We start from the raw sequence: 25979 nt of genomic DNA, 5'->3' as shown, positions 1-25979 counted from the left end.
CCCATAGCGAAGCTTCCGTAAGCTCGTTTTGGCAATTTATGGGAATTAGATGAGAGCGTTTCGCTGGGCATGAAGACCAGCACGCTGACTTTTCAGCAAGCCTCTGGTGAGCAAGCGTACTACTCGTAGATGATTTCGGAGGTAGCACTTGGTTGGAGTGATGGATGTGGGGCTTTTGGGAGATCCTGGAATCTCTATAGTTGGCTCAGAATATAGCCTCGAAGACGCGATGGCCGCTGCCAGAAAGCGCTACAAATGGATGCCCCTCTGCGCCGTCGAAGAATGGATCATCCTAGACGCCATCGTCACCGACGAAGAGCGAGCGAAAGTTACCGCCGCAGGCTGCCAACCAATGTTTATGTTTGCCCACAAAGTTGTGGACGATGAGCAGAGGCGTTTCGAGCCAGGCCATTGGGTGCGCTCAAGCATGGGCACCGCTTTCAAGGAAGGCTACCTATTCGAAACACGCAACACGGTCTACGTCTTGCTCGGCCCAGGCCATCGTAAGTCTGCTTCTATCGAAGCGATATTTTCCCTTTTCTGATTACCAACCGGTTCTGCTGGGCAACTGACGTGCTCCAGCAATTTGAGGCGACACATGTTCAGAACCTTAGGCAACGACCTGATAGGCGTCCCAGGAATGTTCGGGGAGGGCGTGTCCCATTGGCGTGGAGTGTCAAGGCTGCTACGAACACCTTGGTATCACCTCACCCTTTGTATCGAAAACGAGGGTCGACTTAGCGAGTGCGCGTTGATGATTGACGACACCCACCAGCTTCAAAAAATGTTGGTAAGCCAGGGTGCGGATTTAGCTATTACCGAGATTATGGCTGTGACGCCATCTTGGATGAATAAGTCCGGAGGCTGGCAGATGGAGCGGTTAACCAGAGTAACCGTTGGTGACGACGGGTCTGGTTCTGAGGTTTGCTTGTTGGAAGTGGCTAAGGGAGCGGTGTATCACACCTCACACCAGCGAGATTTCAAGATTGAAGCGCTGGCCAACCTGAGGCCCGTCTTTCTCTCATGCATGATTCAATCAGCCTGAAATTTACCAATAATCCCGCACGATACCAGCGCGTCTGGTTGCGTGTGCAGTTCTTGATAACTCCATCCAGACCGCAACCGGAGCCCAACGATGCTGGACACATTAGATATGAACTTCCACGGAAAACGCCACACAGATTTCGACCTCAAGCGAATCATCAAAGCTCAGGAACAAGGCTTTGATGTGCCAGTGACCGCGTACCTCTGCGGTGTTTCTATCCGGGCGCGGGCGGGCATCGGTATGGTTTTTGGCCACAAGCGAAAAGATCAATTTGGACGGTTTGAAGATGGGCACCTCATACGCACCTCTGACATCGTTAAGGCGGAACGAGAAGGGCGGTACTGGATTCTGACTACGGAGAACTCCCGCTATGTGCTTGCCACCTTCCAACGTGGAAATGGACGTTCGAGCCTTCGAGATTTCCTACGACTCTCCAAGGGGCAACATCATCTTTCTCCGCACACGCTGCAGTGATAGTCGCATGCGTCCTGTTCAGTCGCTGGCCGCTGCGTAGCAGGCTTGTCATCCAAAAAGGGGGCTCAGCATGATTTTCAATAAAGGCGAGGTGATCTGCATAGCCTCCGGTGGTTTCGGAGGCTATGACAGGAATGGCCCCTATGTGGCTGTGCGCGACTTCGATATTTCAGCTTTCATCGAAAAGATCAGATTACCGAATATGACCCCGTTGGATGCTGGTGACCTCATGCGAGAAATCCCCAGCTTGCTAATAGCACAGGGTCTGCTTGTTAAAATGCCCTGTCGAAACGTTTATCTCGGTGCTTTCGGTGAATTTGATCTCGGCGAAGAACGCGATAATTACCCCTGAGGATCTAGGTGCGATCTCACATGGCATTCCTGTGAACCTGCGCAGCCTAAATTCAAAGGCTACCGTATTATTATCCGGGAAGCGCCTCTACCTTGATCACCTTAACTTTTCTTTCTGGACGGGTTACATCGTCGTCGGTACACACATAATTACATACTCCCTCAAACGCCGCTTCGACATCTCTGACTGACTCGCATGTGGAATATTCGACCGCGTCCGTACTGACGATCTCATATCGAACTGCGCTCATAGAGGAGTGATTGCCCAGTAAAACCGCCCCAACGGTGGTGTCAAAGACGACGAAGCTGATTAGCAATTTCATGAATGCCTATTTATAGTTTCGTATAAGATCGGCGTCGTGCACGGAGAAAGGATCTTCATGATTAGTAAGCTGCCCAAAGGCGGTGGCTACGAATCGCTAGACCTAACATGCAGGTGCGGGCTCGACCTTAAGCACCTTTACCTTCTGTTTCGGCCAAAGAACTGCATCATCATTAGTCGGAAAGTTGTGATGACGTTCGTATGCCTGTTCAACCTCTCGGATATTTTTGCAATGCCAGTACAGTGGATTCTTCTTGGTATCCACTGTCGCTCTCGATACTCCGCATAGATTATCAGGGTGGTCGAGGAGTCTCTCTTCGACAGTGATATCAATACTGATGTAATACACGTGATAGTCCATCTTTCACCTTTTACTTTGGATGCCAAGACTGATGCTGCGAGTTTTGCACAGTGGTTCGATAAATCAAGGAGCACCGCTAAAATTAAATAGCTTGGAAATATTGGGTTGTGTCTGTATTGCGGTAATGGATTCGAGACGGTGGTTCCAACGGTGGGATGGGCGTGACTTAGTAGATTCAAGGGTTTGACAGCTGAGTAGTATTTAGAGGCCTTATGCATTTCCTGGTTGGTGCTGTAGGTTCGTACAGTTTTTTGCTAAGAAGGGCTGGAGATTTTTTTCCCTACCAATATATAAATAGATGTAAGTCTCTGAGCATTCGGTCGTTTCGCGAGCCTTCTGGAATAAATAAGAGTTTGAAACCGGCGACACTTTACTGACCAACTGTTCGTTGGCGTGGAACTGTCAGGCGGGTAGAGACGTATAGCGGAGAACAGGAGGCTCTGTGACCAATGTTCGAGAATAGATGTTTTCCCAAGATCCTGGCGCCTGCCTGTAGATATGCCGCATTGACATTCGTGATATCTGAGCTCAGACCATCCGACTTGATGCAGCGAAGCGTCACCTTGCTGAGACCAGGTGCTAGCGGGAGGATTCGTGAGCTCACTGCCAGCTTGGCGATTTAGCTTTCAGCGCTAAAAGAATATCAGTCGTTTCGCCGACGCCGCTGCCTCACTAGCTCCAGGGAGAGCCTAAAGACAACGTCAGTGGTATGCGAGGCGAATACTCCTCCCTGCTTAAGCGATTTGCATAGGGCTCTACTGCTTGACCGTCGGTGTCATTCTAGCCTACAGTCTCCACATCAGCAGTAGAGACCTATGACATGCGCTCGTTTTTTCTGAATAACATCCGAACAGCATACGTGTTCCGGTCTCAGGTACCTCAAGAGGACGATGAAGGGAATGTTCGCGCATTGGCCATTCGCAATCTGGCAAGTGTCCGGCCGCTGCAATGGCAAGATCTCCCGAGGATCAAAATCGACGATCAGCTCAAAGGCTACTGCTTGCAACCCGGTGATGTGGTCATCCCGTCGCGGGGAGATCGATATCGAGCTTGGTGTTTTGAAGGTGCCGATGAGCCCGTTTTCCCGCTAGGGCAGTTGAACGTAATCACGCCCAGCCGGGATCTGGATCCGCATTACCTTGCGTGGTATCTCAATCGGGCTTCGACGCAGGCCAAGATAGCGTTGATGTTGAGCGGGACAAGTATCCTAGCTCTCACGAAGTCATCCCTACAATCGTTAGTGATAGAGGCTCCAGAAATGAGTAAACAGCGACTCATCGCAGATCTGGAATCCACCACGCAGAGAATCGCATTGATTCGTCATCGTTTGAATGAGCTGGACGGGGAAGAAACTGCACACTTGACTGAAGGGCTCTGGAGCAGAGGTCGTGAAAATGATTAAAGAGTCAGAGCTGCCTTCTGTCAAAGCAGTCGTCCTGCAAGCATGCAATGTACTCAGTGGTGTGTGTGACCCGGCTTATACATTACGTTTCACTTTTGCAGCTCTGCTGTTGAAGTACATTTCAGATACGTGCATTCGCGATGATTCTCGAGAACCGCTGCCACCTGCCCGTTTTTTAGTTCCTGGTGAGGCGCGATATTCGGCCCTAATGGAAGCGCAGTTTCGACCAGGAAATGCTAAACGCCTGAACTCAGCACTCCGAGCGTTAGAAGAGGAAAATACTGAGTTAACAGGTGTCTTCCGTGGCATTGATTTCGATGCCCCGACGTTGGGGAGCTCGGAACAGAAAGATCGCCTTCTACCGATGCTTTTAGATGCTTTCAGCGTGCTCGATTTGAGCTTTCCTTCCCCTTGCTCTAAAACCTCGAAGATTGCGATCGAGGCTAGCCGAATTCTCCTGATGTTTGCATCTAGTGCTGGAGGAAAGCGAGGCGCGGAGTTTTTCACGCCGCCAGAGCTGTCGTTGCTCATCGCTAGGCTGATGAAGGTAAAGTCTGGAGAGACAATATTTGACCCTTATTGCGGTAGTGCCTCGACACTGATTACCTGCAACCAAGAGGCCGGTGAGCCTTTAGCGAAAAGTGGCCGCGCTTTGTATGGACAAGAAATAAACGGCGATACATGGGCGCTAGCCAAGATGAACATGATCTTGAATGGGGAGGATCAATATCAGCTTAAGCTCGGCGATTCATTGCGAGATCCCCAATATCTGGACACCTCTGGCCGGCTTGAGAAATTTGACATCCTGATATCTCATCCGCCCTTTTCGGTGCGTGATTGGGGGGGCGATGAGGCGGGTAATGATCGCTTCGAGCGTTTTTCCCGAGGCGTTCCTCCGCGATCTTCAGGGGACTATGCGTTTCTTAGTCATATGATAGCGAGCCTGAAATCAGGGAATGGACGCATGGCAGTCATTGTCCCTCTGGGTGTGCTTTTTCGGGGTGGGTCTGAGTTGCAGATTAGGGAGAGTCTAGTTCGGGAAAATCTCATAGATGCAATCATAGCACTGCCCACTAAATTGTTTTCATCTACATCTATTGGGGCAGCGATTCTGGTCATAAGAAATAACAAGTCTACTGATGATGTCCTATTTATTGATGCCAGCAGATCCTTCCAGGCTGGCAAGGTTCAAAATACATTGAGGCACAGTGATCTCGAAAGAATCGTGAGCTGTTTCCATGATCGATCAACGTTAAATTATTACTCGAAGCGCGCTTCTCAAAGCGATATTGCAGCTAACGACATGAATCTAAGCGTGGCTCGCTATGTAGGGTCGCCGTTAGAGAAAAACTTAGTAAATATTCCAGCGCTACGTAGCGAAAAAGCGTCTCTAACGGCTGAGCTTGCACGCCTTGAGGCTAAGCGGGCGCTGCTCATTGCCGAGCTGGTATGAGTGGTTGCGTGGGCTGGATTTATAAATGCCTAGTTTGGCCGCTACGAAGCGGGCCTTATCAAGGCGGGTGCGAGCTTTCCTATCTGGCTGGACTATCTTGAGTAGTCAAGGATATAAATATGTTCAATGATTCAGGTTATCTGCTAGACCTTAAAAATAGGTTCATGGCATTGATGAGTGACGCTCATCCTGAGCAGGTCTATCAAGAATTTATTGAACAGCACACCCAACTTGTACCTCGTGAATTTGTTCAGAATCACGGCGTGCATTTCGATCTTGTATTTCGGAAATTACATCTGGCGAGCGACTACGCACCTGATTTCTTCTACATGTCTAAAAGCTCCGCCGACTGGAATCTCGTTCTAATAGAGATTGAAAAACCTCAATCCCGCTATTTTAGGAACAACAGCAATGATATTCATCCCGATTTTCTCGCCGCTCTAGAGCAGATTAACAGATGGAAAGCTTGGTTTGAGACAGGAGGAAATTTTGAAGGGTTTGTCAACGGCACCCTTGGAGAAATCCGTACCCCAATGGGGTACAACAAATGCCACATCAAATACGTTTTAGTTCATGGCCGCAGAGATGAATTTGAAGGTAGTAATCTGAGGCGGTCTCTTATTCGCGCGCGGGAGTCAGCCGACTTTAAAATACTTTCTTTCGACAGCTTGCTCGAATCCTTACATACAAAGTACCCGCTCTACGTCTGCGCCCGGAAAAACGAGTATCTGGATATTCTCTCTAAGCAATTTGTATCGGATCAGATTTTTACGTATCTAGATCCGAGCTTGATCAGGATCAATGATGAGTTGAGAGCTGACATCTTTACGAGCAGACGTCGGTGGCAGATCATCAGCTTGCAAGGTGGGTTCGAGATCGAGCGAAAGCTACCTAGCGTGGGTCGTCGCTGACGCTGATCGCGTATCTGCGCCCCTTAAATTCACAGAGCCGCTCACCTGAAGTTATCGCTCAGTTTGGAACAGAGTTCCTCCTGCAAGCATCATAGGGGTTCGGTATAGGTAAAAGGAGTTGTATAGTGGCGGACTTCGAATTTAATAGGCTTTTAATAGTAGAGTCGCTAACAGAGAAAGACTTTCCTTCAGGGTTGATGTTGCGGGATCGCTTGAATGGGATGTCAGGTGACTTTCCCGCAGGGTTGTCTATAGAGTTTACAAGGGTGCTTGGCGTTGCAGATTTTTTGAGTTTGATTGATCAAGAGGTCATACGGGCTACTGGTGGTGATTACCCAATTTTACATATAGAAGTTCATGGAAGCGAGGACAAGAAAGGGCTTGTATTTTCGGATGGAAGTTTCCTAGGCTGGTCTAGTCTTGCGGATGCGCTTCGTAAACTAAATAAAGCTACAAGTTTTAACTTATTAATTGCCGTTGCCGCCTGTTTTGGCGGCTACAGTCTAGGAATGGTTGCACCCGGAGCTCCAGCCCCGTGCTGTGCTCTGATCGGGCCATCTGACAAAATTTATGGGGACGAGCTACTAGGGAACTTCAGTGCGTTCTACTCTGAATTTCTAAAAAACCTACATGGAGAGACAGCAATCGCCGCACTGAAGAAAAATGTCCTAACTACCGGACGATTTGAAACAGTATCTGCGCCGGATTGGTTTTTCCGTATTGTGAAGGATTATTTATTAAATCATTGTACAAGGGATAGATTGGTTGAGCGAAGTCGCGTTATACAGCGAAGTTATAAGGCTAACAAGGCGTCAATAACCCAAAAGGTAATGCTTGATATAATTTCCAAACGAAATGGTAAGGTCGTCACAGAATACTATCGGACATTTTTCATGCTCGATGACATACCTTCGAATGCCCGTCGATATTTGCATCCTCTTCTCGGTGCGCTAGAGAAAACAAATAATTTTTTAGAGCAGCAGTCTAAACTTTAACACTCTACGAGTGTGCAATTGGAATTGGCGCGAGTTGTTTACGCTTAGGTACTTGAACCATGAGTAGCCTCGTAGGGCTACTCGCTTCGGGATGCGCCGAGGAATCTCATTTAGCTGGAAACTGCCATGAAGCAATTGCCAGCTGGAGCGGGTTTTCGACTCCTCTGTCGAGCGCTAAACCGGGTGCGCCAGTCATCAGTTGATCAGTCTGTCCAGCAGTCCTTCGACCTGCGTCCCTTCATATCTGGATTTGAGTTCTTCAAGCTTTGCTGCCCTTTGATCCCCTCTAACGAGGCTAAGCCCATGGAGTGCATTCATGAGCTTTTGAGATGCTTCAATCTCAGACTGCAGGGACAGCCATGCTGTGTTGGCTCGAATTACTATCTCGCCGGCTTCGCTGCTCAAGGTTTGGGATTCGATGAGCTTGTGCGCACTTAACGTGGTTTTAATTTCCGACTGCACGCGCTCCAGATCTCTAAGCAGTTCTGTGAGGACTTCGGACTGATCAAGCGCAACTGAGCGCCCTTCAACGTAAATGGTATCGTCTTGAACGCAATAAATCGCAAGAGGCCCTTCACCGCCCCCAGTGCAATCAAGCGCAAGCACGTTTCCAAGACGTAAGGGTTGGGGAATCCATGTGTGTCCTGTGCAGACCCGCCATACGCCGGCGACGCCCTGACGATGATGTTTCTTGATTCGCTCTCGTCCCCAGAGGGCTATTTCTTCGATTTGCGGGTTCGCGATGCTCCTTACGAACTCAGGCCATGTAATGCCGCCAGGTATGTCGGCGTGTACAACACCAACTGTCCCAACGGGTGACTCGATCTCTATTAGCGTAGGAAGCCTCTCAAGCTTGGAGATGATCATCTCTTTTGATTCATCAGCAATCGTCGACCACCAGCCCGCGCCATGGGACGCATATCTGGCTTCCGGATCACGTCGGAAGGCATCAATCAGCATCAACTCATGGTTACCCATGACGGTAAAGAACCAAGGCTCTCCCAACAGCTTCAATCCATCGAGAACTCCAGGCCCACGATCGATCAGATCGCCTACAGCTATCACCCGGTCGACCGTGCTGTCGAATCCTAGAGCCCTGAGGCCCTTGTGGAGATCAATCGTCTTGAAGTGAATATCACCGACTACGAAATCCCTACCGCACTCGTTTCGCGTGAGCCTCAGTACCTTGGTCATAAATTCTAGGATTCCCGAGCTGATTCGTCGCATTCACATTGAGTTGAGGAAGAAGAAAAGCCCCAAATCCGTTGCAGATTTGCGTCCAATTATACCGCGCCGAGCCGGCTCCTAAGGTTGTTTCGGCAAGCAAAAACGTTGCGCCAGGCCTAGCCAAAGTGGCCTGCTGTTGGGGGAGCGTGAATGCGCTGAAGCGGCGGTCTAGATGCCCGTATATTTTCGATTGTGTTGTTGTACCTGGCTCTAGCTTGAGCAGGTGCGCTACCTCACTGATCCACGATGGCGATCTGGCAGCGAAGCTGGTCTATTTTATCGCGAATAGCAGGGGAGCGGGAGGGACTAACATTGCAACATGACTATCTGTGGGCGAGATCAAAATGCTCGCCGCCAAGCACTGCTCTTTTCTGTGCGGCGAGCATAGGTATCAGACGCGTCAGGCTGCTTGAAACGGCTTTTTCCGAGCAGCGTTGCGATCCGATCGTACCCTTTCGTACGCCTTTCTTCTTTTCGCGGCTTCTCCAATCATTTCGACAGCGACTTGGATATCACTCAAAAGCTGTTCAGGGGGAGGAATGGGTAGCTGACGCTCTGCGGGCGTATCGTGTGCTTCAATCGCCTCGCAAGACCGGTCGTAAATATCGATCAACGTTTCCCATTCTGCTTGGGGGTGTCCGATCACTGCTCCGAAGGATTCAACTGACACTACGTCGCTAAAAGGCTGCACGGTATTGTTCATGAATTCTTCGCGGACAGCTCTTTCAATGGTGCCGCGTAATTTGCCGTATGCCCTCGTCACAGCCTGTGCGCAGTCGTCGTTCATATACGTACCCATCGTCTCCTGTATTTCTTTTGCAGTCCTAGCAATGTCTTCCAAGCGCATTTTGCAGTTCATAGTTTCCCAAGTGAGACCGTCGACTATTTGTCCTGGCGCGTTATCCCAACGAACAGATTTGTAGCTTGCCTCTACTCCCGCTTTTCGTTGCGCTGTGTTCAGCTCTGTGAGGAATACCGCGTCATGAGTGAGAACGATGACTTGCCGCTCGATTGCCAACGACGCGAGTCTCTCAGCCATCTTTCGACGGTAACGGTGATCCAGTGAGGTCGAAGGATCATCGAAAATAACGGTGGACTGATGAGGCAATGAACGGATCTCCGCCAAGAACAGTGCTAGCGCAATCGCACGCTGTTCACCTTCTGAAAGAAGATGGTGAGCGTCAAGGTTGGAGCCTCTGATTTTCAAGGTGACCTTGGTCATCCCTGCGCTTGTCCGTCCGGCGAGTTCAGGTTGAATATCACGACGATAGCCCAAGAGCCGCAATTCGGTCGTCATGGCGTCTGCCAGAGCAGAAGTGACGTACTGCCTGGCTAGGTTCGTCATTTTAGTTGAGATACCGGTCGGGCTTAGTGCTGCTAGGCATTTATCGAGGTTTTGCCGCACGAGGCTGTTGTGAACATATTGCTCTGCCTGTGGCAGTAATACTGCGAACGCCTGACGAGCCTTGAGCTGATTAAGCTCCTCCTGAAGTCGCGCTCTACTGTCCGGATCATCAGATTCTCGCAGCGTTTCGGCTGCTAATTTGTTGGCTTCTATCAATCGGCGTAATCGGACTTCGGGACGATCGCCGTCAGGGAAGGCTGGAATAGCCTGAGTCCAGTCATTCGTTTCGATTGCCGATGTCAGCCATGCTCTGCGTAATTGCCAGGCTTCACATGCTGCAGTCAAATGAGCATGCTCATCCGGCGCTCTCGCCAGTAATTCAACCAATGAGGGAGCGTCGAGAGGGGTAAAGTTCGCATTGTTCAATACAGCTAATGCTGTTCGAAGTGCTTTAGCAGCAGCGGTTGCATTTGCCGCTGCATGTTCGTTGACGAAGGTTGAAAAATCTCGCATGCGTTTCTGTGCGTCAGGGGTCAGAACTGTCTGGCACAGAACACATTTCGCTCCATCCTCTGTGTGTGGAAACGCGTGGTCTGGGTACGCATCCGCAGAAGAGAAGCGCTCGGCGGCCTCATAAAGTAGTTTCCAAAGACCGTTGCCAGTTCCAGGAAGCGTTGCGTCATCTACTTCGCGTAGATTTTTCTGTGCAGCTTGGTAGGCCGCGTCCGCATCTATGTTTTCATCATAAAGGCGTCGGAGTGTCTGCAGAGCTTCGTCAGACACTAGGACATAAGCTGACGAGGCGTGCGTAGCGCCGACTTCTAACCGCTCTGACTGTCTGTCTAAAGCTTGAGCCTTAGGTTCTGGATTCATGTCCTGCAGAGCTTGTATGAGTTCCCCCAAGCGCGCTTCGTCTCTTTCGCTCAAAACGGCTAGGGCTCTCATGACTTCCACGTCAGTCCCCACACCCAATGCGTTAATGAGAGCACCCACCTCTGTCTCCCCCCGCAAAAGGTCGAAGAGCCCTGCATTAAGAATTACTGCGTCCCGCTCTGCCGTGATAATGCGATGCAACTCTCGCTGTGCGAGCACAAGGCGATTCATTTGCCCAAGGCCATAAGGTAAAAAGACAGGCGTTCCTTCTTCTTCCACGTAATCCATAGCACAGGCAGCGTCGTAAACGGAGATCATGCTCAGATCAGAGTTTGAAGGCTCTCCCTGCGTCCACGTAGTTTGATGACGCTCGCCATCGACGAGGAATGAGACATCCGCCGCTGGCACCCCCGCCGCTCCGAAAGCATTACAGCGGACATTGTCGCGTCGCCTGGCTCGACAGGTGTTTTTGAGCAGCCGGGCGTAACCTGATTTCCCGACACCATTCTCGCCAAACAACACAGTCAAGCCATTAGGCTGAAGGTCGAATCCACGCCCTGCTGGGAAACCGTTGATATTGGAAAGGTTGGAGAGCCCTAAAAGCTGGACAGTCGCACCGCTTCCGACCCCTGCAACATGATCTTGAGTCAGTGGCGAGGCGCGCTCAGGGGACGGTAGGCCATTTCCATGGGCCTCTTTCACCATTCCAGCAAGACCTTCAAGGTCAGCTGGACTGAGTGTGTCTTGGGTGAATAGGCGTCTAAGAGCATCTCGCTGCCAATCTTTAAGTTCGGCAGACCACAGCAATAGATCGTCGACCAGGCTCATGCGTTTTGCTCCGTCCGTGGTGGAGCTTGGCAATGCGCCGCCCCAACAATCGCCATGAAGCATAGTCAACACATGGTTGCCTCACTCATCTGCAATAATGGTGAGCGACCGCCGGCATGCAGGCAGCCTGATGATCAGATCAGACAAGGCCGGAAATCGATCTTCATCATCTGCCTCCCGGAATAATCTGCGTAATGCACGAGAGGTTAGCGGCCACATCAATAGCTCGTGAGATTGACCTGAGATGTGATTTCGAGCTTATCGCTGTCCACTTGCGAAGGCAAAGAGCCACCAAGGGTATGGACGGAGGAGTGTTATTACCATAGATTCCAATGCATACATGCCACGGAAGTCGAGATGGAACCTAATGACGCTGGCGGTGTAGCCGCCAAGCACGGCTTCATCTTTCAGGATTGTGTCGCCGCCTTTTACGTCACCCAAATGTTGCGTGACAAATCTATCCAGCGCGTTCGGTGCGAAGTCACGGACGACATTGATGTCGTCTACGACGACTTCGTAGAATTCGTACAGGTGAAAACCACCTCGAAAGCGCATTGGGCCAAATCTGATTTGGTCGTGCTCTCCAAGGGTTCTGGGAAGACCAAAAAAATCCCCAGCAGCTCCATCCTTCACAAGTCCATGCAGAGTGAGCCAAGCCTCACAGTCCCGAGAAGATTTCGCGTCGTAACTGAGCACCCGGTAAATGTGACCCTTGAGTATTTGCAGATCAATCGAAACGATCGGGCGGGCAAACCGGGCCGTGAGGACTTGATTGATTACCTAAACGCAAAGACTTCAGACTATTGCGCTCCTAGTGGCGTGGACGTAGCAGCGTGGGTAGATGCCGCGTACTGGGAGGTCTTTCGAACCATGCGGGAGATTGAGCTGCTCGGGGTGAGGAACATTCGCCTCGCTTCTCAGGAACTCCACGGGGTAGGGCTCAGCACAGAGGCGTGCGCGGAGGACATCTGGCGAAGGATCTTGGATACGGTCACCCGCAAAGGTGCCTCGTCCCGCAGGATCAATTCCGTAGACAACAAATCATATATGCGGGCGGATTTGAACACCTGGTTCAAACAGCTAGTTGACGACGATCAGAGACGTGCTGGTCGGAAGGTTTACGTCAAGCGCGAACTGCCGCACATACTCGTGCCCTTTCGGAATCCGCTCGCATCACCTTGCGCTAAGCGAAACGGTCGTGTGCTCCATCAGCAGTACAGCCTCAGACGCTATCGCTATACGCACATCGTTGACAATGTATGCAAATGGCTGGATGAAGTGTTTCTTCGTCCGAAGGAGTTGGCAGACATCCACAAGCTGTCTCTTGTTGAACAAGGGCAGCGGTTACAAACGATGGTGTTCGCGTCTTTAACAGACGTTCGCTCTTTTCTAGGCCGAGTGCTTCTCCATGCCACGATACGCCAGGTACATGAAAGCCAACCTATCCCGTGCCTCCTCTATCTAGATGGGGATGATGAAGAAAAAATTCTCGAAAACGTGCATATCGTCCGTCGTGATCCTGAGGGTGACCAGCTTTGGGTTGGGTTCAGTGAGCTGGTCTCAGTGGCCGATATCAAGACGCGGCTACCGGAGATCCGAGACCAGCTATACGACGAAATCTCAGAGTGTTTCAACAATGCCAGGGGAAAAATCCTCGACATAAAAGATGATAACTATCTGTTAAGGCATGACATCGATGTGATCTTGGACGAGAGCAACCCCTTCGACAAATACCTGGATCGGTTCAGGTTTGTGCTGTTCGTGGGTTACGACTCTCCACTCCTCACAGACCCTGAGACCTCTGACCACGAGGATCATTTAGAGCAGGAAACGGCCGCTCTCTTCGAAGCGTTTGCAGATGACCTACAATCTGACTCGCCGTTCGCGGGGCTCACGATTGATGTGTTTATCTATCCGGCACCGAGTTTGGATAAATTAACAAGGATGGTTGAGCAAAAGGTCAGGGAGGCCGTATGACTGAAATTTACATTGCAGCGAAGCTCAGCTTGGGTACCGATGGCTTTTCAGCATTCCGTTACTTGGCAGCTATCAATAGCCTTCTGTCTAACCCAGTGTCCACCCCTCTTGGCCGCGACCTGACTATCCGGGCGCTGGATGCCCGTGAGAAGTTCACAGACCATGTGGGCATTCTGCGCAACATGGTCAGGAAAGCTGGACTTTTTCCCTACCTCAAAAAGGAATTCTCAGCGCTAACGCCCGAGGAACGAGTAGTTCTAGATCTCTATCGGACGCCGTTTTCCCACGATTTCGTATTTCATTCCATGCAGTTCCACATTTTTGATCTGCTTAAGACTGGACGCAATGTCGTACTCAGTGCTCCAACCAGTATGGGCAAAAGCGCAATCGTCGATTCATTGCTCGGGCTAGGCTGCTTCAAGCGTGTGGTCTTGGTTGTGCCTACCGTCGCTTTGGCCGACGAGACTCGCCGGCGTCTGCAAGACCGCTTTGGTGCCGAGTACCAAATAATTCACCACAGCTCACAGGAGTGCCGTTCCGATTGGGTAGTGTACGTCCTGACTCAGGAGCGGGTTAACGAACGGGACGACATCGAAGACATCGACCTGTTTGTCATCGACGAATTTTACAAGCTAGCGTTTCGGCAGCTTAAAAACGGAAATACTGACTACAACGATGAGAGGGTTATTGAACTCAACATCGCCCTTAGCAAGCTGTTGAAGGTGTCCAAACAGTTCTACCTCACCGGCCCTTTTGTGAACAGCATTCGCGGCCTGACTGAGCTTGGATATGACCACACGTTCATTTCAGCCGATTTCAATACGGTTGCAGTTGATGTACAGACGTTTGGCGTGGATGCAAACGACGATGACGGGAAGCTCAGGGCGTTGGCCAAGATCGCACCGCATTGCCAAGGGGCGACAATCATCTACTGCAAGTCGTCAGGAGTCGCCGGGAGAGTGGCCCGTGAACTCGTTCGACTTGGTTACGGGGCGGAATTTAAAAGTGAGCACATCGATTGGGTCGCCGAAGAGTTCGACCCAGAGTGGGACTATACCTATGCTCTCGAGCACGGAATTGGTCTGCACTTTGGTGGCTTACCCAGAGCACTTCAGCAATACACGGCGGATCGATTCAATGCCGGTGACATTCGCTTCTTGTTGTGTACCTCTACAATCATTGAAGGTGTGAACACCGTCGCGAAGAACGTAGTGATTTATGACAATCGTGACGGTACTCGAGGCATCGACAAATTCACGCACGGCAATATTAAGGGGCGCGCGGGCCGTATGGGCGTCCACTTCGTAGGCAAGGTGTTCTGTCTGGAAGATGTGCCGGAGGACAACCTGAACCAAGAGGTCGAAGTTCCCTTGGGTGTCCAGGATGCAGACACACCACTAAACATGCTGGCGAGCGCACAGCCTGATCATCTGTCTGAGTATTCTCAGGACAGATTTGAAGAGGCGTTTGCGCAAGACCACTTCTCGATTGAGCTCGTGAAAAAGCACTCGTTCTTCAAAATGGAGCAGTTCGAACAGCTCTACAGCTTGCTTGAGATGCTAGGGGAGGAGGAGTTCGAGTCTCTCATCTTCCATTGGTTGCCATCCGGTGAGTCCCTGAAGACCTTAGCAAAAGTCTTAGCGCGGATAGTGCCCAAGTCCTTTACAAGGAATGGAGTGCAAACCCGAACCACCGAGGTGATCGTTGCAAAGCTAGTGAGTTACCTTAACGCGAAAAGCTACTCGGGTTATCTGAAAAGCCAGATTGAGTACGCCAGGCAACGGATCGAGGAGGGCGAAGATGCCACCCTCTCGACCATGCTCAACAACGATCTTAAGCTGGTAACAAATACTTTCGGTTACACGATTCCTAAGGTGCTTGGGCTGCTAGAGGATGTCGTTCGTTTGCGCGCAGCTAAGAAAAGTATTCGAGGCAAGGTCGATTACGGTCACCTTAGGATGATTTTCGAAAACCTTCACCTACCACCGGGGGTGAATGCTTTGGAAGAGATCGGCATTCCAGTGCAGACATTGCACCGTCTTGCCTCAGTGATGGAGTTTCCTCCTGAAGTGGGCGTTGATGGGTTGTCCGATTACCTTAGGGCTAACGCCGACGCTTGGTGGGATATTGGCCACGTGGATCAGACGTTTGTAAAAAGGGCTTTGGGAATCGCTCCGGGATTTGTTTAATGGTTCGCCGCCGCGTTCAAGCTAATGAAGCTGTGCATCCGACTGCGTCAAGGTATCCGTCCGGCCAAGTCATCTACCCAGCCCCACAACGCCAAGACATGGTGTGCACTTAAATTTAAGTGGGCACCAGTTCTAGCCTTTTAAGCGGGTATTTCATGCAGTCAACACGCCGTTCCTATTCCAAATCCTTCAAGGCCCAGGTCATTCAAGAGTGTGCCCAGCCCGGCGCTTCGATTGCCAATGTTGCACTGAGCCATAGCCTCAACGCGAACCTCGTCCATAAGTGGATTCGGCTGCAATCGCAAAATAGTCTTGTCCTGCAACCTGCATTTATTCCGGTGACAGTGCCGTCGTCGGCGTCACGACCGGATATCACCCCAGCCATGATCTGTCTCGAAATTCCACACCCGCGCGGCACCGTCAAAGTGAACTGGCCAAGCGAAAATGCTGCTGCCTGCGCGACCTTTCTTCGAGACCTGCTGCGATGATCCGCATTGACTTCATCTGGCTCGCTACTGAGCCGATGGACATGCGAGCGGGCACCGAAACCGCGTTAGCCCGGGTGATCGCGGTGTTCGGTGAGGCGAAGCCGCACTGTGCTTATCTATTTGCCAACCGCCGCGCCACTCGCATGAAAGTTCTGGTGCATGACGGCTTCGGTATCTGGCTGGCTGCACGTCGGTTGAACCAAGGTAGGTTCCACTGGCCAAGCATTCGTCATGGCTCTGAAATGCAGTTGGACACCGAGCAACTCCAAGCCTTGGTATTAGGCCTGCCATGGCAACGTGCGGGTTCCGGCGGCGTGATCACACTGCTTTAACGGCTGCCATTAGCCTATCGGTCTATCGCCGCGAACTGCCCGTTCTGGCAAAATCAGGGGCATGAATTCTTCGCCCAATCTCGACCAAATGTCCCCCGACCAACTGCGCGCTTTGGCAGCGCAACTGCTGTCACAGGTCGACACCATGGGTAAGAAGATCAACCGCGATCAAACGGTGATCGAGAAACTGACGCACGAGATTGCCCAACTTAAGCGTTTGAAGTTTGCCAAGCGTAGCGAGCAGATGAATCCTGAGCAGGCCAGCCTGCTAGATGACTTGATCGATACCGATATCGCGGCGACTGAAGCAGAGCTTCAGGCGTTGCAAACAGTGCCAGCGACGACCGAGAAAAAGCAAAAGCCCAAGCGCACTGCATTGCCGGCAGAGTTTCCACGCACATTGATCCATCACGAACCGGACAATACTCGCTGCCAATGCGGCTGCGCACTCAAGCGCATCGGCGAGGACGTCAGCGAGAAGTTGGACTACACGCCCGGCGTATTTACCGTCGAACGCCACATCCGTGGCAAATGGGTCTGTGATGACTGCGAAACACTGATCCAAGCACCGATTCCGGCGCAGGTCATTGATAAGGGCATCCCGACCGCTGGGCTGCTTGCCCACGTCATGATTGTCAAGTTTGCCGACCATCTTCCGCTTTACCGCCAGGAGTCGATTTTCGGTCGAGCGGGCTTGGCGATTCCACGTTCAACGTTGGCTCAATGGGTTGGCATGACTGGCGTGCAGTTACAGCCGCTGGTCGACGCGCTGCGCGACGTGGTGCTTGGGCAGCAAGTCATCCACGCCGATGAAACACCCGTGCAGATGCTCGCGCCGGGCTCGAAGAAAACCCACCGTTCCTATGTTTGGGCCTACTCCACCAGCCAGTTCTCGGACTTGTCAGCGGTGGTTTACGACTTCAGCCCCAGCAGGGCCGGTGAGCATGCTCGCAACTTCCTGAAAGACTGGAAGGGTAAGCTGGTCTGTGATGATTTTGGCGGCTACAAGGCCAGCTTTGAACTCGGCGTGACCGAGATCGGTTGCATGGCCCATGCACGGCGCAAGTTCTTCGAACTGCACGCGACCAACAAGAGCATGCTCGCCGAGCAGGCCCTGCGTTACATCCAATTGCTTTACGAAATCGAGAGCGAAGTCCGCGACCTGGAGCCGGATTTACGATGCCGAATACGACAAGAAAAAGCCGTGCCCGTGATGGACATGCTGCATGCCTGGATGATCGCCCAGCGTGATCTCGTGCCCGAAGGTTCGGCTATCAGCAGAGCACTCGATTACAGTCTGAAACGCTGGGCAGCGCTGTCGCGCTACCTCGACGACGGGGCCGTACCCATTGATAACAATTGGGCCGAGAACCAGATCCGACCATGGGCGCTTGGACGCAAGAATTGGCTCTTTGCAGGATCATTGCGCAGCGGAAAAAGGGCGGCAGCGATCATGAGTTTGATCCAGTCTGCGCGACTCAATGGGCATGATCCGTATGCTTATTTGAAGGACGTGCTCACGCGCCTGCCGACGCAGCGGGCTAGTGAAGTTGCTGACCTGTTGCCGAATAATTGGGCAATCAAATCACAGGATTAAAGGGAATTAACGATGGAAATAGATCACATTTTTATTTGTGTGAATGATGACGGTCGAGGCGCTGATGCTCTGAAAGCCCTCGGGCTTGCTGAAGGGACGCCAAACGTACATCCAGGCCAAGGCACTGCCAATAGAAGGTTCTTCTTCCGAAACTCTTTCATTGAGCTTTTACATCTCACCGATGAGTTAGAAGCTCAAAGTCAGTTAACAGCGCCAACCCAACTCTTTGACCGCCTCAAGTGCGCAGATGGAGTCACCGCGCCCTTTGGAATTTGCTTCAGACCATCCACCGTAGGCGAGAAGCCAATATTTCCGGTCTGGGAGTATCGACCTGTTTACTTACCAGTTGCCCTGAAAGTCGACGTGGGACATGCGCCTATATCCGAACCGATGTGGTTTTTTCTTTCGTTTGCCAAGAGACCAGATGAGGCTCCAATTGAGCGAGCGCAGCCGTTTGAACATCCCAACGGCTTTCGCGACATTACATCTGTGCGAGTTACCACTCCCAACAGCCAAGCTTTTTCTACCCCTGCCAACTGCGCAAACCAGCTGAAAGGATTTGAAATTGTTCATGGTCATGAGCATCTGGTCGTATTGGAAATCGATCATGGCGCAAGCGGCCAGACACACGATTTCCGTCCTGGGTTGCCGATGATTATGAACTGGTGATGCATTGGCCTAATCATTCAGCCAATCTCGTTCTGATCCCAACGCTGGGGGCGCTGTGTGTGCTTCATTGAGGTTTGGATTCAGGAGGGTGTGTTGCCCGGGCGCTTACGCGTCAAGAGATTGAGCGTCCAAAGTACAGTGCCTTGACACACTACTGCCACATCGTCGAAACGGGCAACGAGTCCTACCGCCTGCAAGACAGCAGCTTGGTCGCCCAGACCAAGATCAAATCACGTGAACGAAAGCGCAAAGACAATGATGGTGCCGAGGACGATGAGCTGTTTTGATCTGCACCAAAAATACCCCACCGCATGCCCACATGCGGTGGGGCTTTAATGTCTCTTCCACCGGGACACGACTGCTAAGCTTATCCTCAATTGCTGATGCCAAAAATCAGCAATCCGCCCTGGGTCAGTTTTCAATCGGCAGGGTGGGTCAGTTTTCAATCAGCGCCGACAGTCAGCCGCCCAGCGTGTGGTGCTTTCGTATTTTTGGCTTGGTTATGACGTAAATACCTAGCAGTTCTTCCTTAGGTGTTGAGCAAAGCGTATGAGTGACTGCTATAACTGATCTGCTGTATTTTCATTCATGTAGGAGATTGATCCTCATGCGAAGGTATATCGCGCTTACTGCTGTTCTTGCGCTACCGGTGGTTCCAGCTGGAGCGGCAGAAATATCTTGGGAGGTTGCCAATGGATTTCAACAATTCAAAAGCGATGCAGACTTCCAAACGCTCAAAGAGGCGTGGAAGCCACAAATGTCGGCAGAGGCTTTCCTTGTGACACAAAACGCAGCATCTCTAAGGAAGTTGCTGCCAATTAAGAACACATGGTGGGACGAAAAAAATGGACTTTATAACAATGACGGTCTGTTCAATCCTTCCCATAACGTTCTTCTGAGCTATCTAGGGACAGTACAAGGGCGGACATGTCAGTGGAGCATTGACAGAAACTTGATTGGTTCGGCGGTACCCTGCGACACTAAAGTCAAAGCTTCGGAGATAAAGGAGGACACTCCCTTTACTATTTCTGTTTCGGTAGACGGTGCGTCAGCACAAGAGCTTATAAATCAGCGTATCGCAACCAAACTGATTCTCGCCGTCGGCGACTCCTTTGCTTCAGGTGAAGGTAATCCCGACTACGCAGCTATTACGAACACGGTACCGGAAAAAGGTTCGGGAAAAGAAAACAAGACCGGTCTGAAGACCTTGGATTGGTTTCTTCAGGAAAACATGGGTAACCAAAGATTTACGGCGTCGGCTGATTGGTGGGATACCGCGTGCCATCGATCGTTTTTGTCATGGCAATCGCTTTACGCGATAAGAAAAGCCGTTGCCGATCCACACCTAGTGGTTCGATTTGCATCTTTTTCTTGTTCTGGAGCTGAAGCCTATGATGGATTTTTTAGAGCACAGAGCAATCCTCCTGTGGTAGTTGGGGCACGAAGGGTTCAAAAAGGGTGGACTCGTGATGGGGGAAATATCACGGTCGCTCTGAAGGTAAAGGAGGAGCGAAGGCCAGAAAAAACAGTATTTGTTGAAGACAAGAGCACTAAGACAGTTCTGAATAAGTCTCAACTTAATGCTGCTATTGCCGTGCTTTGTGATGGAAAGACTATTCCTGGATTTTCAAAGTCATTCCGACCACAGCGGGAAGGCTTACGGTCTAGTCCTTATTATGGTGAGTTCAAATATGATAAGTGTCAGGGCAGTTTGCGCCAGCCTGATGAACTTCTGACGTCGTTTGGTGGAAATGATTTTGGGTTTTCTGGGGTCGTCATGTGGGGGCTCGTTCCTCGAACTGCAGTAGGGAAATCCGAAACCATCGAAAAACTATTTAGGACGTGGACTCTGTCGACTTTTCGGGGACTGATGAAAGTACAGGAACCAAAACCCGCAGGGAAAATGGCGAAAGACCAAACTTATTTGATGTATTCCGATCTGGCCTGGACGTTCATCAATCTGTTTAACGTTAAAGGCAATGGAATAAAGGAACTAATATACCCCAATCCGCTACCGGAGAAGTTGTCAGAAGTATGTTCTGGTCGAATGGGGCAGGGGAATGCTGCACTGAGTGCTTTCTCTATTAATGAAGGGAATAAGCGCTTAATAACTAGAGGTAAGTTCAATAACTTTGTCTACAGGATAGAAGACGAGCATGCGGAAGAGATCGTAAGGGATTTCATAGTGCCTTTACAGGTCGCTCAAAGGGCAGCTATTACCAAGCTTGGGTGGACGCCAATAGAGTCCCAGCGAGGCTTTGAGTCGCCTACAGGTACTAGAACAATGTGTGCTGTAGCGAGTGCCTGTGACCGACGTGATGGAAAATGTGATTGGGCAGATCTTCCCGGATGGAGAGACCCACGTCATGACTTAGATCCTTCATGGAGACCTATGCAAAATATCACCCAATGGGAATCCTATTCCCCAACGCGAATGAGAGGGTTACGGATGTCAAATGATTCGGTTCTGACTCAAGCCAGATTCGTCGACGGAAAAATCCAGGAAGACTGGATGAATGGCTCTGTGCATCCTGTGGCCCAGGTTCATGCCGGGATCGCTGACTCGATAGATAACTCACCAAAGATTGTAACTAAATAGTCATTGTATGTGATTCCTAACCGGCTGTTACATCGTGTAGCCGATGGGTCTGATGAGTGGATTGATTCAGGCACCATCATTTTCCTTATGAGGAGGAACGGATAGCAACTGGGTTGTCTCGTACGCTCCAGGGGCTACCTGCTTTGGTGATGGCTGTTGTTCGGCTCGTGGTGGAGCCGCGCGCGAGAAACCTGCGGTGGCGATGGGGTAAGCATAGGTTGCTGGCGTGCTTTGGGCGTTCCCGGGGTCAGTTGCAACGCTTCGGCTTCAATCGCCGGGATGTCGATATCGATCAGATCATCAAATTAGCTGGCTTAAGCTGGCCTTGGTTGCTTGTTTTAGCTGGAAAACTTGAAGCGCTTGATCAGAGCGATCTCGTGCGCGAGCGTCTTGTTGATCGTCTTGTGAGGGGGACTTGCTTGTCCGCGTCTCGACCTTTTTATCGAGATTTTCGACGCTCGGCATCAAATGCGCAGCGAGCGCGCAATTGTTAAGGGTTCAATAGGTCGAGATTCGGGATGGACGTCAGGCCGCTGATTTTGCCAGAGATGTCATCGAGCGGCTACAGACTGATGGGCCAATAATGCTGGTGATGGGCACGTCGGGTTGCTAATGACTATTTGATTTTTTTAAGACGGCTTGGACATCATTTCGCTGCTATACATAAAAAGAGGTGGCACTTAGTAGGACTTTAGGCCCATGAAGAACGGACTCTCACAGCTCAGCGCGCTGGCCATGATGGTGTCGATGGTCTTTACCACCCGTGGAATGGCAGGCGGAAATCTGGAGAAAATCGGCAATTTTGGGCCGGAGAGCCACTACGACAGAGGTCAGCGTGTTGATTGGGCACCTGAATCTCAGCGCCAAATGAGCTATCTACAATCAGCCGATTTAACGGATATCGCCACGCCCCTGCTGAAACGCAGCCACGAGACCGATCAAACGGTAGGCGATAAAAACGGCCCCGGCATCGTCGAAAAATTTCCGATTTTTAAGAATGAGGTCGACCACGTTCAAACTGCTGGCCCTAGTGCCTTAGCAAAACAAAAGATGCGAGAGGAGGCTGCGGGTTGTATAGGCGAACTGGATGCCGTTCCTGAAAACCAAGTTAAGGAACAAGCCGAAAAATGCTTTGCCAGCTTTGACCGCCCAAATGGCCCGAGTTGGAATCAACAACTCGATGAAGCACTGACCCAGGTTAACAAAAATCAAGAAGCAAAAACGGGCTATCTGAAGGCGTTATCACTGGTTACATCTATCGTCGACATCAATAGAAAACACCAGTGCATGGCCTCTGTTTACAAAGATGGGGAGTGGGTCACCGCGAGCCATTGCATTCCCGGCATGGACGCCCGATATCTGTTACTCGATGGTAAATTCGTTCTTATAAACTCAACTACCCCCTGCAAGTTCACAAGTCCTTGCGACATCGTCTTTATACAAGCCCCGACACCTAAACTTGATTCTTCCACACTCCCTAGGATCAACCCAGATCTGCGCGAGTTTAATTGGGAAGATGGGATTTTTGTGCCAGGAGTTGTGTATAACACGACACTGCGAGACAACTTGACATTTAAAGGTATTTCCAGTGGTGACTATCTAAAAAAACTGATGTGGAGTCCCTATGGGGTCGGTTATTGCCGAGCCTTAGACATACAGGCTAATGGTTGCTTTTCCCACACCTGCAGCACGCTGGTTGGATTTTCTGGTGCTCCTGTCTATGCCTATGACTCAGCCAACAAGAAAATCCAGCTGCTGGGAGTCCATTCAGGTGTTGATAGCACTAAAAATAGCTGCCAAGCAAAGGCCAAAACCAATTATGGCCGTCTTACTTCTATGAAAGGAAATCCACTATGAGAAAGGAATTATCCATCGCCATACTTACTGTAACAGTTGTAGGGTGCACGGCTCCAACACCTAACTCATTCAGAACCGGAGACGCCGACTACGGTTCGGTAAAAACACACGCACCGGTTGCCGAAACCAGGGTGTTTGTCAGACAAAGCGGGGTCTGTAAGTCGCTTGGGGCTTCAGCGGAATCGTTACCGCCGCTGGCAATTTCAGCACTCAGTTACATCGTCAAGGAAGGCATTGCTTATGGGAAGGACTATCTCGACAAACAGGCTGCTTACTTAAGTGCAGACGTAGTCCTCAATGCGAATGCCTACCTCACGTTCGACAAGTCAAATGCTTGGCCGAACGAATCGACCGCACAGGAGGCAAAGCAAAACCGCGATGGGCAAGTAGCCGAGGCAGCGATGGAGGCACGGGATAGCTACCAGCAAGCCCATCCTAAAGCTAGAGCCACAGACAAGGGGCTTGTTGCATCCGTGGCGGAGGCTGAAAATGCCGCCAGGGAGCGGTATGACAAACTAACCAAAATTCAAGGCAGCGACAACGATCTGTGCGTGTTGATCGTGGCAGGCGAATATCAAGCCCACAACGGGCATACCAAGCACAAGGAGGATTTCACCAAATTTTCAGGGGCTAACACCGAACTCCTCGATAAATATCGCATGGCGGTACCAGGCACTACCTTCAACGAGTCACCTAAGCCGTTCGACAATCTAGCCAGCGACCCGTCCTTCATCGCCGAACTTCATGTGGTGCCGACCGTCGTTAACGACAAAATGGTATACACCATCAAGCCGAACTACATTTTCTACCCAAAACCGCTGCACAAAAATACGGCCAATGGACTCGAACGCAAGGTGATGATTGAACTTGTATTTGGCACCAATAAACCAGCCCTGTCATTCGATACGCTGAAAAGTGGTTGGGTATATGACAATGATGACCTGATCTCCAAGTACGTAATGTTCGAGGCGCCCGTCAACCAGAGCTATCAATCGATTTCGATCAAAGTCACTGAGGGGCCGGACAAGATGCCGACCGCCAAAATGTTGGCCGATTTGTCTGCACGCGACAAGGATCTGGAAAAGTACCTGATCGATAAGATCGAGTCGCTGTCGAAAGAAAAAGCAGCTGCGAAACCTGCCGTTCCATAAGCGGTTATTTGATCTTCGGGTGTTGAACAAGCCATACGAATTGGGCCGCGCCAGGCTTGAACGCACGAACATGACTATACATCAAGCATCGGCATGGAAGCGACGCAGATGCTTCAAGAGGATCATGGGCACTCAGCTCGCTTGAGGGGGCGTCGTAATTTTGGAGTGTGAGACTGGGTTTGAGGAAACATCTGAAGCACAGTCTCTTCTATGCTGTGTCTCTGTAGTCGGATATTACTACTATCTTGGATTTAATAAGCATGGGCGCAGCCGGCGTTGATCTGCGAGTTGTCAGAACAAACCCGGATCGATCAACGGATGTGCTCTTTCATTCTGACCACCAGTCCTTTTCTGTACGTATCATTCCATAGCCGTTGAACCAGCTTTCAATTTCTACGGTGAGCGAAGTGACGGATGAGGTGTTTGGGTGCAGTGGGTCGAGAAGGTTCGCTTGCGATGTAGCCCAGGCCACCCACAGCGCAGTTTGTTGCTGAGTTTGCTCTGAGGTATCGTCACTGGCATCGCAGATCGCCTGGATGAATGCCCTTAGGCGCTGAGACTGCTCCCACTGTTTTGTATTTTTCACGAGTCTGTGACGCAGGCGTCTATGAGTTTCTTCACGCTTGGCTCGTTCAAGTCGTACCGCTTCTTGAGCCATTCGCTCACGACGATCCTCTTCATTCTTCAAGCGCAGCGCTTTCACGGATTCAGCTATCGAACCGAAACCATCAAGGATGCTCGTAAGCTTTTCCTCGATTTTCCCGGTCTTAGTATCCGTCCAGTTTTTCCTCTTTCCATATTCCGCGCGTGCATCAATCTGCAGGCTTAACTCTCCGGTGGAAGACCATTCAAACTGGGGCGAACGCAGCATCGAGAAATCGGGTTCCCATCGAGCATTGCGCTTAGGGGCGGGTGGCGGCGGTGGCGGGATAACGTGTTTATTCAAGCGCTCCACAAGTTTGATCCCAAGGTGCTCGCCGTTGATCTCTACCAGCGTTTTGTCGTCCGTGACCTTCCACTTGAAGCCGAGCACCTCGCTCTCTTTTATCAGGGCGTCGAAGATCAGTGCGCAGCGATCAATGAGTCCGATAGAGATTTTGGCATCGAGCACATTTTTGCCCGTGGTCACGAGATAGCCTTCATGGCGCTTGGCCGCGTTAACGCATTTCAACCACTTGCTCACCAGAGGATGAGGAGCTAATAGGATGTGAGGCACTTCGATTACTGAGCGAACTGCTTTCGGCTGAACAGGCGCAGCGCTGTGAACTGGAAGCGTACTTCGATCCAATACCGTGAAAGTGAGGGGGCGTTCGTCGGTGGGAGGTTTTGGCTTACTAGGGCGTTTAGACACTGGTTTTGCCCAATGCCCTCGAGGGGGCAGGGGCAGTCCAGCTTTACGACATGCTTTGGAAAGCGCAACGTCTGATATGCCGATCTCTTGGGCCAGTTTTAGTACGGGTGTTTCCCAGACTTTGTCGAACAGTTCCCTGGGAGAGAAGGTCACGATTTTGTACATAGACTTATCCGGCGTTT

The 25979-nt window shown here is 50.9% G+C and carries 20 protein-coding genes and 1 pseudogene; 18 read left to right on the top strand and 3 right to left on the bottom strand.

Translation table 11 applies throughout. The features are described 5' to 3' along the window. The first annotated feature begins 160 nt into the window (after window positions 1-160). The 8 genes from LOY38_RS23015 to LOY38_RS22980 all read left to right on the top strand — a co-directional run bounded on the left by LOY38_RS23015 (window position 161) and on the right by LOY38_RS22980 (window position 7314). Window positions 161-544, top strand: coding sequence for a DUF6957 family protein (locus LOY38_RS23015; RefSeq protein WP_258700779.1), 384 nt, complete (start codon window positions 161-163; stop codon window positions 542-544). A gap of 210 nt (window positions 545-754) precedes the next feature. Then, a complete protein-coding gene (locus LOY38_RS23010; RefSeq protein ID WP_236710306.1) occupies window positions 755-1045 on the top strand; it encodes a hypothetical protein in 291 nt (96 codons plus the stop codon). Between the two features lie 90 nt (window positions 1046-1135). Next, window positions 1136-1519 (top strand): hypothetical protein, encoded by a 384-nt coding sequence (locus tag LOY38_RS23005; protein WP_258697192.1) that lies wholly within the window; start codon window positions 1136-1138, stop codon window positions 1517-1519. Between the two features lie 70 nt (window positions 1520-1589). Then, complete coding sequence (locus LOY38_RS23000; RefSeq protein ID WP_258697191.1) at window positions 1590-1871, top strand: hypothetical protein; 282 nt, start codon at window positions 1590-1592, stop codon at window positions 1869-1871. Window positions 1872-3373: 1502 nt separating this feature from the next. After that, a complete protein-coding gene (locus LOY38_RS22995; RefSeq protein ID WP_258697190.1) occupies window positions 3374-3955 on the top strand; it encodes a restriction endonuclease subunit S in 582 nt (193 codons plus the stop codon). Continuing rightward, entirely contained in the window at window positions 3948-5408 is a 1461-nt protein-coding gene (locus tag LOY38_RS22990) for an SAM-dependent methyltransferase (protein WP_258700778.1), read from the top strand. The genes LOY38_RS22995 and LOY38_RS22990 overlap by 8 nt, the downstream gene beginning before the upstream one ends. A gap of 119 nt (window positions 5409-5527) precedes the next feature. Then, window positions 5528-6319 (top strand): Shedu immune nuclease family protein, encoded by a 792-nt coding sequence (locus LOY38_RS22985; protein WP_258697189.1) that lies wholly within the window; start codon window positions 5528-5530, stop codon window positions 6317-6319. Window positions 6320-6444: 125 nt separating this feature from the next. Beyond that, window positions 6445-7314 (top strand): hypothetical protein, encoded by an 870-nt coding sequence (locus LOY38_RS22980; protein ID WP_258697188.1) that lies wholly within the window; start codon window positions 6445-6447, stop codon window positions 7312-7314. A 195-nt stretch (window positions 7315-7509) separates the two neighbouring features. On the opposite strand, the gene LOY38_RS22975 is transcribed toward LOY38_RS22980, so the two are convergent. Beyond that, a complete protein-coding gene (locus tag LOY38_RS22975) occupies window positions 7510-8508 on the bottom strand; it encodes a metallophosphoesterase (RefSeq protein ID WP_258697187.1) in 999 nt (332 codons plus the stop codon). 433 nt (window positions 8509-8941) lie between these two features. Next, window positions 8942-11587 carry an ATP-binding protein gene (locus tag LOY38_RS22970; RefSeq protein WP_258697186.1) on the bottom strand — a complete coding sequence of 882 codons (2646 nt, stop codon included), beginning with the start codon at window positions 11585-11587 and terminating at the stop codon, window positions 8942-8944. Between the two features lie 357 nt (window positions 11588-11944). Between LOY38_RS22970 and LOY38_RS22965 the strand changes: the two genes are divergently transcribed. The 10 genes and pseudogenes from LOY38_RS22965 (at window position 11945) to LOY38_RS22920 (ending at window position 24446) form a co-directional block, all read left to right on the top strand. Further along, complete coding sequence (locus LOY38_RS22965; RefSeq protein ID WP_258697185.1) at window positions 11945-13564, top strand: dsDNA nuclease domain-containing protein; 1620 nt, start codon at window positions 11945-11947, stop codon at window positions 13562-13564. After that, window positions 13561-15753 carry a DEAD/DEAH box helicase gene (locus tag LOY38_RS22960; protein WP_258697184.1) on the top strand — a complete coding sequence of 731 codons (2193 nt, stop codon included), beginning with the start codon at window positions 13561-13563 and terminating at the stop codon, window positions 15751-15753. Before LOY38_RS22965 ends, LOY38_RS22960 begins: the two co-directional genes overlap by 4 nt. 155 nt (window positions 15754-15908) lie before the next feature. Continuing rightward, window positions 15909-16241: an IS66-like element accessory protein TnpA gene (gene tnpA / locus LOY38_RS22955; protein WP_206379650.1), complete on the top strand. Its 333-nt coding sequence runs from the start codon at window positions 15909-15911 to the stop codon at window positions 16239-16241. Beyond that, window positions 16238-16573, top strand: a complete 336-nt coding sequence (gene tnpB / locus LOY38_RS22950) for an IS66 family insertion sequence element accessory protein TnpB (protein ID WP_068933360.1) — start codon at window positions 16238-16240, stop codon at window positions 16571-16573. The genes tnpA and tnpB overlap by 4 nt, the downstream gene beginning before the upstream one ends. A gap of 61 nt (window positions 16574-16634) precedes the next feature. Then, a complete protein-coding gene (gene tnpC / locus LOY38_RS22945; RefSeq protein ID WP_258697183.1) occupies window positions 16635-18170 on the top strand; it encodes an IS66 family transposase in 1536 nt (511 codons plus the stop codon). Between the two features lie 12 nt (window positions 18171-18182). Then, complete coding sequence (locus LOY38_RS22940) at window positions 18183-18839, top strand: VOC family protein (RefSeq protein WP_258697182.1); 657 nt, start codon at window positions 18183-18185, stop codon at window positions 18837-18839. Between the two features lie 143 nt (window positions 18840-18982). Then, window positions 18983-19126, top strand: a pseudogene (locus LOY38_RS22935) (AAA family ATPase); the annotation flags it as partial. 320 nt (window positions 19127-19446) lie between these two features. Continuing rightward, the gene (locus LOY38_RS22930) at window positions 19447-21438 is read left to right on the top strand and encodes a hypothetical protein (protein WP_258697181.1); all 1992 of its coding nucleotides are present in this window, start codon (window positions 19447-19449) and stop codon (window positions 21436-21438) included. Between the two features lie 699 nt (window positions 21439-22137). After that, a complete protein-coding gene (locus LOY38_RS22925) occupies window positions 22138-23295 on the top strand; it encodes a hypothetical protein (RefSeq protein WP_258697180.1) in 1158 nt (385 codons plus the stop codon). Beyond that, window positions 23292-24446, top strand: coding sequence for a hypothetical protein (locus LOY38_RS22920; RefSeq protein ID WP_258697179.1), 1155 nt, complete (start codon window positions 23292-23294; stop codon window positions 24444-24446). The genes LOY38_RS22925 and LOY38_RS22920 overlap by 4 nt, the downstream gene beginning before the upstream one ends. 328 nt (window positions 24447-24774) lie before the next feature. On the opposite strand, the gene LOY38_RS22915 is transcribed toward LOY38_RS22920, so the two are convergent. Beyond that, entirely contained in the window at window positions 24775-25962 is a 1188-nt protein-coding gene (locus LOY38_RS22915) for a hypothetical protein (RefSeq protein ID WP_258697178.1), read from the bottom strand. Window positions 25963-25979: the final 17 nt, after the last annotated feature.

The organism is Pseudomonas sp. B21-015, assembly GCF_024749285.1.
In the GTDB taxonomy this organism is placed as follows: domain Bacteria; phylum Pseudomonadota; class Gammaproteobacteria; order Pseudomonadales; family Pseudomonadaceae; genus Aquipseudomonas.
This window is presented reverse-complemented; position numbering and strand designations above follow the sequence as displayed.

What these genes read in the sequence shown, in the direction of transcription:
- LOY38_RS23015 (WP_258700779.1), top strand. Translation starts at nt 161, where the DNA reads ATGGATGTGGGGCTTTTGGGAGATCCTGGAATCTCTATAGTTGGCTCA.
- LOY38_RS23010 (WP_236710306.1), top strand. Translation starts at nt 755, where the DNA reads ATGATTGACGACACCCACCAGCTTCAAAAAATGTTGGTAAGCCAGGGT.
- LOY38_RS23005 (WP_258697192.1), top strand. Translation starts at nt 1,136, where the DNA reads ATGCTGGACACATTAGATATGAACTTCCACGGAAAACGCCACACAGAT.
- LOY38_RS23000 (WP_258697191.1), top strand. Translation starts at nt 1,590, where the DNA reads ATGATTTTCAATAAAGGCGAGGTGATCTGCATAGCCTCCGGTGGTTTC.
- LOY38_RS22995 (WP_258697190.1), top strand. Translation starts at nt 3,374, where the DNA reads ATGCGCTCGTTTTTTCTGAATAACATCCGAACAGCATACGTGTTCCGG.
- LOY38_RS22990 (WP_258700778.1), top strand. Translation starts at nt 3,948, where the DNA reads ATGATTAAAGAGTCAGAGCTGCCTTCTGTCAAAGCAGTCGTCCTGCAA.
- LOY38_RS22985 (WP_258697189.1), top strand. Translation starts at nt 5,528, where the DNA reads ATGTTCAATGATTCAGGTTATCTGCTAGACCTTAAAAATAGGTTCATG.
- LOY38_RS22975 (WP_258697187.1), bottom strand. Translation starts at nt 8,508, where the DNA reads ATGACCAAGGTACTGAGGCTCACGCGAAACGAGTGCGGTAGGGATTTC.
- LOY38_RS22970 (WP_258697186.1), bottom strand. Translation starts at nt 11,587, where the DNA reads ATGAGCCTGGTCGACGATCTATTGCTGTGGTCTGCCGAACTTAAAGAT.
- LOY38_RS22965 (WP_258697185.1), top strand. Translation starts at nt 11,945, where the DNA reads ATGGAACCTAATGACGCTGGCGGTGTAGCCGCCAAGCACGGCTTCATC.
- LOY38_RS22960 (WP_258697184.1), top strand. Translation starts at nt 13,561, where the DNA reads ATGACTGAAATTTACATTGCAGCGAAGCTCAGCTTGGGTACCGATGGC.
- tnpA (WP_206379650.1), top strand. Translation starts at nt 15,909, where the DNA reads ATGCAGTCAACACGCCGTTCCTATTCCAAATCCTTCAAGGCCCAGGTC.
- tnpB (WP_068933360.1), top strand. Translation starts at nt 16,238, where the DNA reads ATGATCCGCATTGACTTCATCTGGCTCGCTACTGAGCCGATGGACATG.
- tnpC (WP_258697183.1), top strand. Translation starts at nt 16,635, where the DNA reads ATGAATTCTTCGCCCAATCTCGACCAAATGTCCCCCGACCAACTGCGC.
- LOY38_RS22940 (WP_258697182.1), top strand. Translation starts at nt 18,183, where the DNA reads ATGGAAATAGATCACATTTTTATTTGTGTGAATGATGACGGTCGAGGC.
- LOY38_RS22930 (WP_258697181.1), top strand. Translation starts at nt 19,447, where the DNA reads ATGCGAAGGTATATCGCGCTTACTGCTGTTCTTGCGCTACCGGTGGTT.
- LOY38_RS22925 (WP_258697180.1), top strand. Translation starts at nt 22,138, where the DNA reads ATGAAGAACGGACTCTCACAGCTCAGCGCGCTGGCCATGATGGTGTCG.
- LOY38_RS22920 (WP_258697179.1), top strand. Translation starts at nt 23,292, where the DNA reads ATGAGAAAGGAATTATCCATCGCCATACTTACTGTAACAGTTGTAGGG.
- LOY38_RS22915 (WP_258697178.1), bottom strand. Translation starts at nt 25,962, where the DNA reads ATGTACAAAATCGTGACCTTCTCTCCCAGGGAACTGTTCGACAAAGTC.